Genomic DNA, 16,145 nt, shown 5'->3' with positions numbered 1-16,145 from the left:
AAATGCAAAGACTATCTGTTCACAGCCGCTTTGATCTGAGCACAGAAAAGGCTCTTAAAAAAGCCTTTCTTCAAGCCGGACCGATTCATGATTTAAAACTCCGGAAACTGTACTGGGTGTTACCCAAAACGGACTTCCAGAGCGAACCGGATCTGGAAAAAAAGCTGGGCAAAGTTTTTTTTGACCCTATCACTGAACAGATGCACCAGGGATTCCCCGAATTCCAAGACGACCGAATCTATGTTGAAGTCCGTTTTCTGGCAGGGGTGACTGACAATCTGGCCCGCTCGGCGACGGAAGCTTTGATGTTGCTGACTTCGCAACATAATACTTCTTCGTGGCAGGATTTCCCGTGGGAAGTACATAGCGGATGGGAACTTGAAGTTCACGGAGATGTCTCCAAAGAACAGATTGAAAACCTGATGTTTCAAACATTGGCCAACCCTTTGTTACACAAAGTGACGGTGGCTCCGGGGCAAGAGTTGATAAAGAAAAACACCTGGGCGTCGTTTGCCGATTACTGGAAGACGGCCCCCCACAAGTCCGAACTTTTGTTGCTGGATCTTCACCAGGAAACACTGGAACGGATCAACCAAGAGCGCGGACTGGCACTCAGTGAAGAAGAAATCAAAACCATTCTTAATCACTTTAGTTCGCCGGAAGTCGTTGAAAATCGCAAAAAGTGGGGATGGGACGGCAAGATCACCGAGGTTGAACTGGAGTGTCTGGCGCAAACCTGGAGCGAGCACTGCAAGCACAAGATCTTTGCCGCGGAAGTGGATTACTCCGAAAGTGCCGAGGGACTTCCATCCCTTGGCAACAAGAAGGTCATGAGTTTATATAAAACATACATTCAACAGGCCACGAAGGATCTTTCAGATTGTGGCTATCTGGTCTCTGTTTTCAAAGACAACGCAGGCATCGTCGATTTTGATTCCCAACTGAATGTCTGCGTCAAAGTGGAGACTCATAACAGCCCGTCTGCTCTGGATCCTTTTGGGGGAGCCCTGACCGGAATTCTGGGAGTGAATCGTGATATCCTGGGCTGCGGCCTTGGCGCAAAACCCATAGCGAACATGGATGTGTTCTGTCTGTCGACTCCAAATCTTTTTCCGCCCAAAGATTCGGCCCGACGGCCTGAGCTTTTAAAAGATCCCAGCCTTATCTTCAGAGGTGTTCATCAGGGGGTCGAAGAGGGCGGAAATCAAAGCGGTATTTCCACAATCAACGGAAGTTTTTGTTTTGCCAGCGAGTTTGCCGCAAAGCCGCTGATTTTTGTCGGCTCGGTGGGGATCTTGCCAAAGACGGTGCAGGGGCGCCGGTCAGAAGAAAAAAACATCCGCGCCGGGGATTGTATTGTGGTGGCCGGGGGGCGTCTGGGAAAAGATGGCGTTCACGGCGCCACTTTCAGTTCTTTGGCGCTGCAAGATCAGGTGGCTTCCAATGTGGTGCAAATCGGGGATAGCATCACACAAAAAAGACTTCTGGATTTTACCCTGATGGCGCGGGATCAGAATCTGATTCAGGCGATTACAGACAATGGCGCCGGCGGGTTGAGTTCCTCGATTGGCGAAATGGCCCAGTACTCGGGCGGTGCGCGCCTGGATCTTAGCTGCCATCCGGTAAAGTACCAAGGACTTGAGTTCTGGGAGATGCTGATCAGCGAATCTCAGGAACGCATGTCCTACGCTGTGGACCCTTTAAATGTTCCTCAATTCATGGAGCTTGCAAAGAAGATGGGTGTTGAAGCCTTCGTTTTGGGTGAGTTCTCGGATTCAGGTGTCTTTGAAGTCCATCACGGTGAAACCATGCTGGCGTGTTTGGATTTACACTTTCTGCATGAGGGTCTAAGCCGACTCAAGCTGAAAGCCCACTTCACCGGACCACAGGCCTATCGGGAGTTCTTCCGTGCCGCAGATAGAAAAGAGCTGCCGGCAGCCAATGCCGAAAATCTGGCCAAGGTTTTGAAGGTCGTTCTGGCCTCTCCGAACGTCGCCTCTCGCGAACCTCTTGTTCGCCACTATGATCATGAAGTGCAGGGTGCCACACGAGTAAAACCCTATGGGGGTAAAACGCAGCAAGGCGCCAACAACGCAGGTGTTCTGGATCTGTCCGTTCACGGGGGGGACGCCAATAATGCCGTGGCAGTTTCAAATGGTCTGTGCCCTCAGTATTCCTATTATGACACTTACTTGATGGCCCAAAAGGCGGTGGATGAGGCTGTTCGCAATCTGGTCGCAACCGGAGCAGATCCTTCCAGGATGGCCCTGGTGGATAATTTCTGCTGGCCGGATCCATTGGAAAAATCCAACAATCCGGATGCTCATCATAAAATGGGACAACTGGTGCGGGCTTGTGAGGGGCTTTATCAAGCGGCTCTGGCCTTCCGGGCTCCGTTTGTCAGCGGCAAGGACAGCATGAAGAACGACTTCATCGGAAAAACCAGGGGCGGCGACACAGTGAAGATCTCAGTTCCACCGACCTTGCTGGTAACAGCCATCGCTCAGGTCCCCCAGGCAGAGAAAACAGCTCCGGGGTTCTTTCAAAATGAAGGCGATCAGATCTATCTTTTGGGAGAGCTCACAGAAAGCCTGTATGGTTCGGTCCTGGCACAGGAATACCTGGTCGACGAGGACAAGCCCGAATACCCGGATCTGGTGCGCAATAAAAACCTGTATCAACGTATTTTTGAGGCACATCAGCTGGAGCTTCTGGAGTCCTGTCATGACATCTCCGAAGGAGGTGTGATGGCAGCTTTGGCCGAAGCGGGCTTTGGCAACGATCTGGGAATGGAATTGCAGTTAAACTCTTTAAGTTGGAAGCAGCTCTGGTCCGAAGCCGGCTCGCTGTTCGTGATCAGTGTTCATCCCGACAACGATCAGCAATTCAAGGCGCACTTCCCTGAGGCACAGGCCTTAGGGGTGGTGACACAAAAGCCTGCTATGAGCTGGGAATTCCAAGGCCAGCGCCATGAGGAATGTCTTAGCGATCTTCGCGATATCTGGAGCAAAGGAGTTCTGAATGTCTATCAAGCCTAAGTTTTTGGTTCTGTGGGGCGATGGCATTAATTGTGAAAACGAAACCGCACGCGCCATCGAACTGGCAGGAGCGGAAGCCTGCAAGGTTCATATCAATGTTTTGCTGGAAGCCCCTGGGCAGCTCGACTCTTATCAGGCATTGGTCATTCCCGGAGGGTTTTCCTTCGGGGACCATCTGGGCAGCGGTCAGGTGCTGGCATTAAAACTGGAGCTTCGCCTGAAGAGCGAGCTGCAGAAATTTGTAAAATCCAAACCCGTGATGGGCATCTGCAATGGCTTTCAAACCCTGATCAAACTGGGGTTGCTGCCGGATGCCGACTTTCAGCGCAGCTGTGCGCTGGTCAAAAATGAACAGGGTCATTTCATCAATCGTTGGATCGAGCTAAAGCGAAATGAAAAGTCCCCCTGCATTTGGACCAGAAGTCTTCCCGGCAGCTTTGCTTTACCCATTCGTCATGGCGAGGGCCGCTTCGTGTGTCAGGATGAGGCTGTGTTAAACCGCCTGCTTCATAATAATCAGGCAGTTCTTCGTTACACCGAAGACGTCAACGGGGCCCAGGCTCAGATTGCCGGGATCTGCGATCCTTCCGGTTTGGTGTTTGCACTGATGCCGCATCCCGAAGCGGCACTGCATGACTGGCATCTGCCGGTGCCGGGCAAGGCCTACGGTCTGGAATTTTTTAAAAGTGCTGTTCAATATCTAAGGAGTCATTCATGAAATCCATTCACAGAGCTTTGCTGAGTGTGTCTGATAAAACGGGTTTGTTGGAGTTGGCGAAAACTTTGGCCGCTCATCATATCGAGCTGATCGCCAGTGGCGGAACCGCTAAAGTGTTGACCGATGCAGGTTACAAAGTCACTCCGGTGGAAAAACTCAGCGGCAAAGGGGAAGCCTTTCAGGGGCGGATGAAAACCATCAGCTTTGAAATTGCCTCGGCATTGCTTTTCCGTCGTGAAGACAGCCGCGATATTCAGCAGGCCGCTGAATTAGGCATTGAACCGGTGGATCTGGTGGTTGTGAACTTGTATCCCTTTCATGAAACATTGAAAAAGCAAGCCCCCTTTCAGGAGTGTATCGAAAACATCGACATTGGGGGGCCCACGCTTCTGCGGGCCGGGGCTAAAAACTTCCGCTCTGTCACAGTGCTCAGTCAACCGTCGCAGTATCAGGAATTCTGCGCAGAGCTCACCCAGCATCAAGGCAGCACCACACTGGAGTTCCGCCAAAGATGTGCGGCGCAAGCTTATACAATGACGGCTTTTTATGACTTGGCCATTGCGGGTTATATGACGGAACAATCAGGGCAGGTGTTGCGCTACGGGGAAAATCCCCACCAAAAAGGTCTTGTGTTGAAAGATCCGTTCCAAGCGGGTCTGGCCCATGCCAGGTCATTGCAGGGGAAAGAGATGTCTTACAATAACTATCTGGATGCGGACTTTGCGTTGAAGACCTTGCAGGATGTGCAGTCTTGGCAGGGGGATAAGGCTTTGCCGACGGCAGTGGTTGTGAAACATAACACGCCTTGCGGGCTGGCCATCGCCGAAACCCCGTTGCGAGCATTGGAAAAGGCCTGGCAGGGGGACGAAAAAAGCTCATTCGGAGGGATCATTGCTTTAAATGTGAAAGTCACCGACGAGATAGCCTCATTTTTCACTGACAAGTTTGTCGAAGTGATACTGGCTCCCGCCTTTGATGAGAGCGCCTGTGAAAAGCTTAAGAAAAGCTGTCGGGTGATGGAAATCTCTGTGAGTTCTCAGACCCATCCCCAGGTGCGCTCGATTGAAGGCGGCTTGCTGATACAGGACGCAGACATGTGGAGCTTGTCGCAAATGAAGGTCGTGACCCAGAAGCCGCTGTCACCGGAAAAAGAAAGACTAGCGGCTTTTTCGATGCTGGCGGTGAAGAATCTGAAAAGCAACGCGATTGCCCTGTGTCGGCAAGACGGGCCTGAGTTTGAACTTGTAACCATGGGGTCTGGGCAGACCAACCGTGTGGACTGCATTGAAAAGCTGATCACTTCCCGCTTAAAGGACAAGGGAATTTCAGATCTGTCAGAGGTGATGCTGGCGTCGGATGCGTTTTTCCCTTTCCCTGATTCTGTGTTGGCTGCGGCTCGTTTGGGGGTAAGGCACATTCTTCAACCGGGAGGCTCTGTGAAAGACACCGAGGTGATCGCCGAAGCCGATCGTCACGGCGTGGCCATGGTCTTTTCCGGGCGCCGCCATTTCCTGCATTAGAACTCTGTACCGTGGGTTTTCTCTTCTCGGGCTTTTTTGCTCCTTGAGAGAAAACCCACGTTACAGGGTTCTAAAACGAGGGAGCAGTTGTGGTTGATTATAAAGACTCAGGAGTTGATATCACAAAGGCCGATGCCTTTGTTGAGCGTATTAAAAATCTGGTTCCGACGACCTTTAATGATCAAGTCGTGCAGGGGATTGGTGGTTTTGCAGCCGTCTATAAGCTGAACCAGGAAAAATATCTGGCGTCTTGCACTGACGGTGTGGGCACGAAGCTGAAACTGGCGCAGAAGCTCGATCTTCACCATGGCATCGGTATCGATGTGGTGGCGATGTGCGTGAATGACCTTCTTTGTGTTGGCGCAAGACCGCTGTTTTTTTTGGATTACATGGCCTTCGGAAGGCTGGACACCCGGGTCAGCGAGGAACTGATTGCGGGCATGGTGGATGGTTGCCGTCAGTCTGGCATGGCGTTGATCGGTGGCGAAACTGCTGAAATGCCTGGGGTCTATGAAGTCGGCGAATACGATCTGGCCGGATTCAGCGTGGGCGAAATGACCCCCGAAGAGATGTACGACGAAAGCCACATCGAGGACGGCGATGTCCTGCTGGCCCTGCCTTCTTCGGGTTTTCACTCCAATGGGTACTCGCTACTAAGAAAACTGGTCCAAGACGATGAAACGGAGCTAATGCGGGAACTTCTGACGCCGACCCGGATCTATGTGAAGCTGGTGACTGCATTGCGCAAGGAATTCCGCGGGGCTCTGCGCGGAGCCTCACATATCACAGGCGGTGGAGTTCATAATATCCCGCGAATGAGCCAGGCCTTTGATTACGATCTTAGCGGCTGGCCTTCGGTGAAAGAAATAGCCCCCATTTTCCAGAAGATATTGCCCAGACTGGAGCTTCCGCGCGAAGAGCTGTATCGCACATTCAATATGGGGGTGGGTTTGGTGCTTTTGGTCAAAAATAGTGAGGCAGCAAAGGTTCAATCCTGGCTCGAGGGTCAGAATGAAAAATACTGGGTTTTAGGTGCTGTTCAAAGAGGAAATGGGCTGATTAGGGCCTGATTTCAGCGGGGCCTGGGCTGGGATCTTTCTAAAATAAGTGGGTCGGCTGTGGATAAGTCCCTTTAAACGGGATACGCCATCCAGGCTCAGCCGGCTTCTTGCCCGCCAGTAGGCGGGCGCAGGCATCCTGCCTGCCGGAGATCCCTTTTTAAAGGCACTTACCCACAGCCTACGCGCTAAAATAAAAAAGCCCCTGCTTTCTGTGCATTTGTCTGTTTTGATTTTGTTACTACGCAATATCAATACGACAACACAAAGAGCCGAGGCTTCAGATGTACATTCCTCATTGTTTCAGATCCTTTCAAGGATTTTCTGTTAAAGACATCAAAGAATTTCGTTTCCGACAACACATGGAGCTAATTTTAGAGTCTGAAACCTCGCGGAAACGACTTTGCAATGTCTGTGGAGAAGAACTTGGGGCCATGCATGATCGATACTGGGTTTCTGCGAAACATCTTAGAGCATTCGGGTGGACTGTCTCTGTAGGATTTTTTCGAGAAAAACGAGAGTGCCATAACTGTAAAAAAGTTCGCAGTGAGTGGATTGACTTTCTTTGCCCCACAAGCCCACATATCACGATGGAACTAGCTTGGTGGATCAGTCGCCTTTCTGAGGTTACAACGGTCTTACAAGTCTCAAAACTTGAATCTGTCGATAAAATGGCCTGCTATAAAGTCGACAAACATATTTTACAGAGGCTGCTGCAGGGATACTCCATTCCCGAAGTCACTCATATCTCTGTTGACGAAGTTTACGCTCGCGGTACTGCCCAACTCAAAGAGGGGGAAGGTCGAGATGATCTGTTTTTAACTGTGATAATTGATCACCGAACTCACAAAGTAATCTGGGTCAGTACTTCCAGACGCAAAGAAGCTCTGGACACCTTCTTTGAAATGATCGGCCCAGAGGCCTGTCAACGCATCAAAGTCGTCACCTGCGATCAACATCGTGGCTATGCTGAGAGTGTCCGGCAGTACTGCCCAACTGCAGATATTGTTTGGGATCGTTTTCACTTAGTTCAGTCTTTCAACGAGACTCTGAACCAAGAGCGAAGAGAGGTCTGGACTAAAACACAAAAGATCTCCGACCACGGCTATCTCAGCGGAAAGTATAAATACCTTTACATCACCAAAGCGAATAACAGATCAACGCATGATAGGGAGCTCATTATGAAGGTCATGGGAGAAAATAGAATTGTTGGGCAGCTTGAGATGATCAAAGAGCGCTTTCACAGGATGTTCGATATTTGTGGAACTCCAGATGATGCCATGAATGAACTTACTTTGTGCTATGAGTGGAGCGAAATGATTGGAGCAAAGTATTTAGCTAAGTACTTTTGGAGCCTTCTAGATAGACCCGAATTTACGGCGTACTTTGTTCATCGTCTAACTTCTGGGGTGTCGGAGGGCATAAATCGAGCTATAAAAACCTTAAAATGGGTGGCATATGGCTACAAAGACATGAGCTACTTTGCTTTAAAAATCATGCAAAAGTGCGGGTACTTGAACTCTAAATACGCATTAAGTTGGCTTTATAACCAACCGGCTTAACCCACAAAAAGAAGAAAGACCGCCTGGGCTGTCAAAAGAATGATCAGTGGGCCCATTTTTTCGTGGTTGGATTTATTGGTGGACTCACATTCCTAGAGTGGGCTATAGCTGGGGGCCTATTCATTAACCATGGAGTTTATCATGATGAATAAGAATGCATATCTGGTACTGGCTGCGACAGGGTTGTTGATGGCCCCTGCAGCGTTCGCGCAAAACTCTTCCACAACAAGTGTGAATACCAATTCCAGCACTGTTAAAATGGAAGACCTGAAAAAAAGCTGACGAGAAAAACAAAGACATCGACAGCGAAATCACGGATGCCCGTATGAGAGCTCAATTGGGTTCCAAATCAAAATGGTCTTTCAAATCCAGCTTGGCATACTCTGGTGGTTCTATTCAGGAGCCTTTGAACAGTGTGCGCCCCAACTATCGCGCTTCTGCGACTATGGAAGCGATGACTTCCTTGTCCGGGGATGTGGGTATCAATTACCGTGCGGGTGAACGTGACAATTTCAGCTTCGGTACAGGTATCACGATCATCGATCCTCTTCACGGTGACATCACAAAACCTGCCCAGGATGAGCGCAAAGGCCGCGATGGATCCTTGGCTCGTTACCAAGTCTCCACTCCGTACCTGAGCTGGAGCCGTGGTTACCGCGCTTTCGACACTCAGATGATCTCCAGCATGCAGTATTCCCATGCGACCGACAGCGACTCTGTTAACATCGAAAAAGTCTTCGGTGCTGCCAGCTTCAGTCAGACTTTCCTGGCGAACTTTGGCAAGTCCGGATGGAATGGAGGTACAAGTCTGACGATCAGCAAAACCCTCTATGGCGGTGATGTCACGGATGCAAAACTTTTGAAAAGAATGGATTTGGGTCTTTATAAGCGTTCTGAGCTGGGCTTCGGTTTGTATCCGTTCCTTCAGTACTCTTTCAATGACCGCTATTCTTTCCGTACAGTGTTTGGTTACTTCCAGTTCACTCGTTATCAAGGCGAGAACGACAATGTTCAAATCGAACCTTACCAATCCGTTGGGACTGGTATTTCAATTACTCGCGATATCTACTTGTATCCGAACGTTCAGTTCACTCCGAAGGACATCCGAGCGGACAGAACTAACGTGGCTCTTTCAGCGAACATCAATTTGTTCTAAAAACTTTCAGGACCATTTTGGTTTCTTATTAAAGACCGCCCTAAAGGCGGTCTTTTTATTTTTCTATTGCGGCTCTGCCAGTTTCATTTCCAAAGTCCGGTGTTAGCACCCACGGAAGCTGGTGAAAAGCTGATCGGAAGATTGCCTTTTGCCCTCATTTCAGCAACGCTTAGTGGGGTGGAGGTGAGACATGAGAAAGGCCATCTGGTTCTTAATACTATCTTTCGCATTGGTTTCAGTCCAAGGGCAGGCTGCTCAGACATGCGGGACCAAGGAAATCTCTGCGGGTTATACTTACGACTATTGCATTCAAACGGCGGATCGCACGAAGACTCAGGACGTTGTCTATTTCTTCCATGGTTTGGGCGGAAATGCCCGAACCTGGTTTACCCAGACTCAGGGTACGCAGTGGATTGAAAATAAGTGGAGCTCTCAGGGGTATAAGCCCACGATTATCACAGTCTCTTTTGGTGAGATCTGGCTGCTTGTGAACAACGAAGAGTTTCCTCTGGTTTCCGCGTTTCGCGATGAAATGATGCCTTTTCTGGAAAACCAGATTGGGGGCCTTGGTAAGGGTCGCCGTTTGCTGTTAGGGCAGTCCATGGGCGGCTTTAACTCCATTCAGGCCTCATTGCAGATGCCGGGGACTTTCCTGAAGGTGGTGCTGATGTGTCCGGCGATCACCACCGTCGGTCCCTTTGATCCGCCCGAAGCGATTGACCGTTATATTGCCCGAACCAAGGCTTTACGTTCGCGCGTCAACTTGATGCTGGATATTTCGCGTGAATTCTTTAAGACGCCAGAAGATTGGCAACGTCACGACCCTTTGCAGCTGATCAAGACGTTCGATCCGGCTATTAAGCAGGTTTATCTGGTCTCTACCGGGATGAAGGATGAGTTCGGCTTCCAAGAGGGATCGGCTGAGTTTGTGAAAGCCGCCAAGACCCAGGGGGTGATCGCCAGTTGGTTGCCGGTGCAGGGCGGGCATTGTGTCTTTGACCGTGACGCTGTCGCGCGCTTTATCTGGAATAAGTAAGATCTGTGGTGATGAACTTTTGGTCGTTTCTCAAACAGAAACGTTCCGGGTGGGCTGACGGGGAATGGCTTCTGAAAGCCCGCCTTCATCAGATATAATGGTATGATATGAAAACATTCCGTCCTCGTCGCAAGCTGATAGTAAATCGCGAAGTGCAATTTGATGTGGTCATGCACGTCAGCCTGTTTGTGGCCGTCCTCTTTTTGGGGCAGATTTTTGCCGCCTACCTTTTTATAGGAAAAATCCAGGAGCTGGCTGGCTCCGGAGCGTTTTCCCTGATGTCGGTGTCAGAGTTCATCGGCCGCTATAAAACAGTTTTCCTGGTGTATCAGTTGATCCCCGTGCTGTTGGGGCTGGTGGTAGGGTTCTGGTACTTTAACCGCATGACCCGCCGGATTGTGGGGCCGCTGTTTAATATCAAGCGCACTGTCAAAAGAATGGCGGAAGAAAATCTGGATTCCGTTGAAATTCATCTGCGCGAAAACGATTACTTTCAGGATCTGGCTCAGGACATTAACGTGATTCTGCAGAAAAAAACGAAGTGACGGCGGGGCCGGAAGCGGATCGGTTTTCTGGCGTATAGGATAAAAACCTAAAAAAAAAGGCCACTGATGAAGTGGCCTTTTTCGATCTGACTACTGGCAGTCGCTTTTGATGGCTTTGTCCACGTTCTGGTAGCGAGCATAAAGCTCTTCGTATTGGTCCATGTAAAGCTCAAGTTTGTCAGAGTTTCTTGTCTGTCTCATTTTTTCTCTGATCCAGTTCAATTCGTTAGCCAGTTTTGTTTTGTAAGAAACAAGCTGACCGCAGGATAGGGCCGCGTGAGAGGAAGAAGCCGCGCAAACGAATGCCAAGGCGATAAGAAGAGCTTTCATGTATTCTCCTTTTGAGGTTATTTAAATCCTGTTAACGGGCACAACCTACTAACGCGGGCTGTGAAAGACAATCTTTGATGCCCTCGGCATAATTTTTACATAGAATCCAAAGGACCCCTGAAGGTATTCCAGGAGACTCCATGAGAAAAAACTTACGCGCGCACCCTATGAAAAATCCGATTATTTTGGCTTTGGATGTGGACACCCGTGATCAGGCGCTGAAAATCGCCGATGATCTGTCGGAAATTGTGGGGGGCTTTAAGTTGGGGCCACGCCTGTGTCTGCGCTATGGGATGGAGTTTGTAAAAGAGATGGCCGAGCGCGGTCCGATTTTTCTGGATAACAAACACTTCGATATTCCCTCCACCATGGAGGCAGCGGTTCGCGCCAGCTTTGAAGCCGGGGCTTCCTTGGTGACGGTGCATGCTCTCAGTGGCAAAGAGGCTTTGCAGCGCATGGCCGCTGTTGAAAAAGAACTCAACCAGCGCAGGCCTTTTAAGATTCTGGCGGTGACGATTCTGACCTCATGGGATCAAAGCTCTGTGCCGGCAAATATGAAGGATCAACCCATTGCTCAGCACGTGACAGACCTTGTGTCTTTGGTGCAGGATGCGGGGCTTTCCAGCGTGGTTTGTTCTCCGCATGAATTAGACCTTTTACAAAACCGTGATCTTTACCTTGTCACCCCGGGAATTCGCTTTAGTATGCAGGATTCTGGCGATCAAAAACGAATCATGGGGCCGAAAGAGGCGCTTCGTAAAGGAGCTTCCGCTTTGGTGGTGGGTCGTCCTATTCTGGAAGCTTCCAATGTGAAGGAAGCTGCAACTGATTTTGTAATGGCTGTATATGAAGAAAAATAACTCTCGTCCCTCTGGCAGAAACTCCTCCTCTCAACGTCCTCCGCACGGGCGCGGTGGAGGCGGTCGTCCTCACTCTCCGCAACAGCAGCATTCTCAGCCTCGTGCGGACTATATTCCTCGCGAATGGCGTGTGGTGATCGGCACACATGCGATCAATGAGGTTCTCAGTGTGCGCCCATCGCAGGTGAAGGGCTTCTGGCTTCGTCAGGGGTGGGAAAATTCGGGCGATCTGCGCGACATGAACGATCGTGCTCAAAAGCTGCGAATAAAAGTCGATGTGAAATCCGAACAGGTTCTGGAAAAATTCGGCCCGTCCCAGCAGGGTGCGGCTATTTTTGTTGATGGCGCCCCGGAACTTGATCTGGCAAGTCTAGAAAGTCTGGATAAATCCATCATGCTTATTCTGGACGGAATTGAAGATCCGCACAATTTAGGAGCTATTCTCAGAACTTCGTGGTTGGTCGGGGCGCAGGGTGTGCTGATTCCTGAAGACCGTGCGGTGGGTTTGACTCCCACGGTGCATAAAGTGGCCTGCGGCGGGGTCGAGCACGTTCCGGTCGAGGAGACAACTAACTTCGCTAACTATGCGGAAGAACTAAAGAAACAGGGTTATTGGATCTATGGATTAAGCCCTCGTGGAAAGCGTTCTATCTTTGATTTGGACCTGCCAGACAAGGTTGTTTGGGCCATTGGATCCGAAGATAAAGGAATGAGAGTGACAACGGAGCGACTTTGTGATGAATTGGTCGTCATCCCGCAAGCTAGCTCTTCGGCGAGTTATAACGCATCGGTGGCAACAGCGATGGCGTTAACGGAGACCTTAAGGCAGCACGCGGCGCGCGGAAATCGAAAAAAATCGTAATCTGGCGAATAATTATCTTTGACGGACACTGTTTTTCTCCGTAAAACATGTCGGTTATCTCAGTAAGGCTGGTTTAGCTCAATTGGTAGAGCAGCTGATTTGTAATCAGCAGGTTGCGGGTTCGAGTCCCATAACCAGCTCCAAATTTTTCTGGGTAAGCATTCACAAGTGGGTAGGTGCCCGAGTGGCTAAAGGGGACGGACTGTAAATCCGTTGGCTTATGTCTACGAAGGTTCGAATCCTTCCCTGCCCACCATTTTTGAATGTTTTCCCGGAAAAGTTTGAAGAAGGGGAGAAGTCCTCTTCGGGCGTTCTGATAGGGCGGGAATAGCTCAATTGGCTAGAGTATCTGCCTTCCAAGCAGAGGGTTGCGGGTTCGAGACCCGTTTCCCGCTCCAAATTTCAGGACACATGCCCATGTAGCTCAGTGGTAGAGCACACCCTTGGTAAGGGTGAGGTCGTCGGTTCGGCTCCGATCATGGGCTCCACTTATTTGGCTTTTAATTTATTTTTTGGTTTTAGATAAAATAAAAAAATCTCTGCAGGAGGAATAATGTCTAAAGAGAAATTTACACGCACGAAGCCGCACGTAAATATCGGCACAATCGGTCACGTTGACCATGGTAAAACAACTTTGACTGCTGCTATCACTACTACTCTTGCAGCAGCTGGTAAAGCGCAAGCGATGGCTTACGATCAAATCGATAAGTCTCCAGAAGAAAAAGCTCGTGGTATCACGATCTCTACTACTCACGTTGAGTACGAAACTGACAACCGTCACTACGCTCACGTTGACTGCCCGGGCCACGCCGACTACGTAAAAAACATGATCACTGGTGCTGCTCAAATGGACGGAGCTATCTTGGTAGTTTCTTCTGCTGACGGTCCAATGCCACAAACTCGTGAGCACATCCTTCTTGCACGTCAAGTAGGTGTTCCTGCTCTAGTTGTATTCATGAACAAAGTTGACATGGTTGACGATAAAGAACTTCTTGAGCTTGTTGAGCTTGAAGTTCGTGAACTTCTGTCTAAATACGAATTCCCTGGCGATGACATCCCAGTAGTAAAAGGTTCTGCATTGAAAGCTCTTGAGGGCGATCAATCTGAAATCGGCCGTCCAGCTATCATGAAATTGATGGAAGCTTGTGACGCTTACATTCCAGAGCCAGTTCGCGCAGTAGACAAAACTTTCTTGATGCCAGTAGAGGACGTGTTCTCTATCTCTGGTCGTGGTACAGTTGTTACTGGCCGTGTAGAGCGTGGTATCGTTAAAGTTGGTGACGAGGTAGAAATCGTTGGTATCCGTCCAACTCAAAAAACTACTGTTACTGGTATCGAGATGTTCCGTAAACTTCTTGACGAAGGTCAAGCAGGGGACAACTGCGGTGTTCTTCTTCGTGGTACTAAAAAAGAAGACGTTGAGCGCGGTCAAGTTCTTGTTAAGCCAGGCACTGTTAAGCCACACAAGAAATTCAAAGCTGAAGCGTACATCCTGACTAAAGAAGAAGGCGGACGTCACACTCCATTCTTCAACGGTTACCGTCCACAGTTCTACTTCCGTACTACAGACGTTACTGGCGTTTGTACTTTGAAAGCTGGTACTGAGATGGTTATGCCTGGTGATAAGATCGAAGTTTCTGTTGAACTTATCGCTCCTATCGCTATGGAAAAAGAGCTTCGCTTCGCGATCCGTGAAGGCGGTCGTACAGTTGGAGCTGGTGTTGTTACTGAAATCCTTGAGTAATAACGCAGCGTAAGCTAAGTAATAATCACCCGGGGGACTTCTTGACAAAAGAGTCCCCCTCGGTGTTTCTTGGCAGTAGTAAAATGTAAGTCAAAATGGCTTTTACTGGTCCTAAAATCTCCCTCAAAAACAGTATCGCAGGGGAGATTATTGATGAGAAACGATCCGGCGCGGTCGCTTGTCATCAATAAGATCAGTAGGGGTGTAGCTCCAGCGGTAGAGCGAACGACTCCAAATCGTTAGGTCGTGGGTTCGAATCCCTCCGCCCCTGCCAATTTTGACTCCATAACTTTAGGATGAGGAACAATGGAAAAGGCGAACTCTAAGATTTTGACTATCAGCTTTGCACTTGCAGGTATCTTGGTCGGTTTGACTGTGTCTCTTCTTATTAAGGCTTTCGCTGGTGCTTTCGGTGTTGTTGCTCGTGCGGCTGACTCCGATATGGTTCGCCACGGTTTGCCGGTGTTGGCAGGTTTCGCGCTTTTTGCGGCCCTGCAATTCAACCCACGCGTTCATGCTTGGGGTGAAGAAGTTGTTTCTGAAATCCGTAAAATCGTATGGCCTTCACGCAAAGACACAACAGCAATGACGATTGCGTGTGTGGTGATGGTTCTTATTTCCAGTGTTATCATCAGTTCCTTCGACTTGATCTCTGGCTTCTTTATCAACTATCTCATGAAGTAAGGACGGAACCATGGAAAAGAAATGGTACATCGTTAACGTTCAGACGAGCTGTGAAAATACAGCTAAGAAGGCCATTGAAGAGAAAATCAAGTCTTCCAAAATGGAAGAGTTCTTTGGCGATATCCTGATCCCTGCGGAAAGCGTAGTGGAGCTTGTAAAAGGTCAAAAACAGACTAAATCACGTAAATTTTTCCCAGGTTATATCTTCGTTCAGATGTTTTTGAATGATGAGACTTGGCATTTGGTACGTAATTCGTCTAAAGTCACGGGCTTCGTGGGCGGTACTAAAACCCGTCCTCCGGAAGTTCCGGAGGCAGAGGTTCTTCGTGTAACTCAGCAGATGGCTGGCGTTGCTGAAAAACCAAGACCAAAAGTGAAGTTCTCTGTTGGTGAGAACGTGACTGTTATCGACGGTCCATTCTCCAACTTCCAGGGAACTGTAGAAGAAGTGAACGAGGACAAAGCGAAGCTTAAGGTTCTTGTGAGCATCTTCGGTCGTCCGACTCCAGTTGAGTTGGACTACATTCAAGTAGAAAAACCATAACCAGATGCCGCATGGGGCGGCTTTTGGATATTAATTAACACAACCTCTTGCAGGAGTGGGTCATGGCAAAAAAAGTTACAGGAATGATCAAGCTGCAAATACCGGCAGGGAAAGCTAATCCAGCTCCTCCCGTTGGACCGGCACTTGGACAGCACGGGGTAAACATCATGGAATTCTGTAAGCAGTTCAACGCTCGTACACAAGCGTTGGGTGATAGCATCATCCCTATCATCATCACTGTTTACCAAGACAGATCGTTTACTTTCATCACAAAAACACCACCGGTGTCTTCTTTGATCAAAAAGGCGTTGAAATTGGAATCTGGTTCCAAGCAGCCTCAAAAAGACAAAGTTGGCAAAATCAATAACGATCAAATCAAGCAAATCGCTACAACGAAGTTGCCTGACTTGAACTGCTTGAAAGTTGAATCCGCAATGTCACAAGTTGCTGGTACAGCTAAGAGCATGGGCATCGACATCGGTTAAGGG

16 protein-coding genes and 5 tRNA genes are annotated in these 16,145 nt (G+C 49.2%); 20 read left to right on the top strand and 1 reads right to left on the bottom strand.

The window, feature by feature from the left end; translation table 11 throughout:
• The first annotated feature begins 2 nt into the window (after window positions 1-2).
• The 9 genes from ACZ5ZV_RS16105 (at window position 3) to ACZ5ZV_RS16065 (ending at window position 10,633) form a co-directional block, all read left to right on the top strand.
• Entirely contained in the window at window positions 3-3,038 is a 3,036-nt protein-coding gene (locus ACZ5ZV_RS16105; RefSeq protein WP_464118187.1) for a phosphoribosylformylglycinamidine synthase subunit PurL, read from the top strand.
• Complete coding sequence (locus tag ACZ5ZV_RS16100) at window positions 3,022-3,756, top strand: phosphoribosylformylglycinamidine synthase subunit PurQ (RefSeq protein WP_464118186.1); 735 nt, start codon at window positions 3,022-3,024, stop codon at window positions 3,754-3,756. Before ACZ5ZV_RS16105 ends, ACZ5ZV_RS16100 begins: the two co-directional genes overlap by 17 nt.
• Complete coding sequence (gene purH, locus ACZ5ZV_RS16095) at window positions 3,753-5,276, top strand: bifunctional phosphoribosylaminoimidazolecarboxamide formyltransferase/IMP cyclohydrolase (protein WP_464118185.1); 1,524 nt, start codon at window positions 3,753-3,755, stop codon at window positions 5,274-5,276. Before ACZ5ZV_RS16100 ends, purH begins: the two co-directional genes overlap by 4 nt.
• Before the next feature lie 89 nt (window positions 5,277-5,365).
• Window positions 5,366-6,346: a phosphoribosylformylglycinamidine cyclo-ligase gene (purM, locus tag ACZ5ZV_RS16090; RefSeq protein ID WP_464118184.1), complete on the top strand. Its 981-nt coding sequence runs from the start codon at window positions 5,366-5,368 to the stop codon at window positions 6,344-6,346.
• Between the two features lie 272 nt (window positions 6,347-6,618).
• Window positions 6,619-7,896, top strand: coding sequence for an ISL3 family transposase (locus ACZ5ZV_RS16085; RefSeq protein ID WP_464118183.1), 1,278 nt, complete (start codon window positions 6,619-6,621; stop codon window positions 7,894-7,896).
• Window positions 7,897-8,037: 141 nt separating this feature from the next.
• Window positions 8,038-8,178 carry a hypothetical protein gene (locus tag ACZ5ZV_RS16080; RefSeq protein WP_464118182.1) on the top strand — a complete coding sequence of 47 codons (141 nt, stop codon included), beginning with the start codon at window positions 8,038-8,040 and terminating at the stop codon, window positions 8,176-8,178.
• Window positions 8,179-8,221: 43 nt separating this feature from the next.
• Window positions 8,222-9,052, top strand: coding sequence for a hypothetical protein (locus ACZ5ZV_RS16075; RefSeq protein WP_464118181.1), 831 nt, complete (start codon window positions 8,222-8,224; stop codon window positions 9,050-9,052).
• A gap of 190 nt (window positions 9,053-9,242) precedes the next feature.
• Window positions 9,243-10,088 (top strand): alpha/beta fold hydrolase, encoded by an 846-nt coding sequence (locus tag ACZ5ZV_RS16070; protein ID WP_464118180.1) that lies wholly within the window; start codon window positions 9,243-9,245, stop codon window positions 10,086-10,088.
• A 107-nt stretch (window positions 10,089-10,195) separates the two neighbouring features.
• Window positions 10,196-10,633, top strand: coding sequence for a HAMP domain-containing protein (locus ACZ5ZV_RS16065; protein ID WP_464118179.1), 438 nt, complete (start codon window positions 10,196-10,198; stop codon window positions 10,631-10,633).
• A 90-nt stretch (window positions 10,634-10,723) separates the two neighbouring features.
• Here ACZ5ZV_RS16065 and ACZ5ZV_RS16060 read toward each other — a convergent pair whose 3' ends face one another.
• Complete coding sequence (locus ACZ5ZV_RS16060) at window positions 10,724-10,963, bottom strand: hypothetical protein (RefSeq protein ID WP_347359624.1); 240 nt, start codon at window positions 10,961-10,963, stop codon at window positions 10,724-10,726.
• Between the two features lie 140 nt (window positions 10,964-11,103).
• Between ACZ5ZV_RS16060 and pyrF the strand changes: the two genes are divergently transcribed.
• From pyrF to rplK, 11 genes are all read left to right on the top strand, one after another.
• A complete protein-coding gene (gene pyrF, locus ACZ5ZV_RS16055) occupies window positions 11,104-11,823 on the top strand; it encodes an orotidine-5'-phosphate decarboxylase (protein ID WP_464118178.1) in 720 nt (239 codons plus the stop codon).
• Window positions 11,810-12,685 carry a TrmH family RNA methyltransferase gene (locus ACZ5ZV_RS16050; RefSeq protein ID WP_464118177.1) on the top strand — a complete coding sequence of 292 codons (876 nt, stop codon included), beginning with the start codon at window positions 11,810-11,812 and terminating at the stop codon, window positions 12,683-12,685. The genes pyrF and ACZ5ZV_RS16050 overlap by 14 nt, the downstream gene beginning before the upstream one ends.
• 67 nt (window positions 12,686-12,752) lie before the next feature.
• A tRNA-Thr gene (locus ACZ5ZV_RS16045) sits at window positions 12,753-12,828 on the top strand.
• A 27-nt stretch (window positions 12,829-12,855) separates the two neighbouring features.
• Window positions 12,856-12,941, top strand: a tRNA-Tyr gene (locus ACZ5ZV_RS16040).
• A 65-nt stretch (window positions 12,942-13,006) separates the two neighbouring features.
• A tRNA-Gly gene (locus ACZ5ZV_RS16035) sits at window positions 13,007-13,083 on the top strand.
• Between the two features lie 15 nt (window positions 13,084-13,098).
• A tRNA-Thr gene (locus tag ACZ5ZV_RS16030) sits at window positions 13,099-13,173 on the top strand.
• Window positions 13,174-13,238: 65 nt separating this feature from the next.
• Complete coding sequence (gene tuf, locus ACZ5ZV_RS16025) at window positions 13,239-14,429, top strand: elongation factor Tu (protein ID WP_464118176.1); 1,191 nt, start codon at window positions 13,239-13,241, stop codon at window positions 14,427-14,429.
• A 198-nt stretch (window positions 14,430-14,627) separates the two neighbouring features.
• Window positions 14,628-14,703, top strand: a tRNA-Trp gene (locus ACZ5ZV_RS16020).
• A gap of 32 nt (window positions 14,704-14,735) precedes the next feature.
• Entirely contained in the window at window positions 14,736-15,113 is a 378-nt protein-coding gene (gene secE / locus ACZ5ZV_RS16015; RefSeq protein WP_464118175.1) for a preprotein translocase subunit SecE, read from the top strand.
• A 10-nt stretch (window positions 15,114-15,123) separates the two neighbouring features.
• Window positions 15,124-15,657, top strand: coding sequence for a transcription termination/antitermination protein NusG (nusG, locus tag ACZ5ZV_RS16010; RefSeq protein ID WP_464118174.1), 534 nt, complete (start codon window positions 15,124-15,126; stop codon window positions 15,655-15,657).
• Between the two features lie 62 nt (window positions 15,658-15,719).
• Window positions 15,720-16,142, top strand: coding sequence for a 50S ribosomal protein L11 (rplK, locus tag ACZ5ZV_RS16005; protein WP_464118173.1), 423 nt, complete (start codon window positions 15,720-15,722; stop codon window positions 16,140-16,142).
• Window positions 16,143-16,145: the final 3 nt, after the last annotated feature.

The organism is Bdellovibrio sp. HAGR004 (assembly GCF_055397015.1).
Note: the sequence above shows the minus strand (reverse complement) of the source record. Positions and strands in the feature narration are given on the sequence as shown.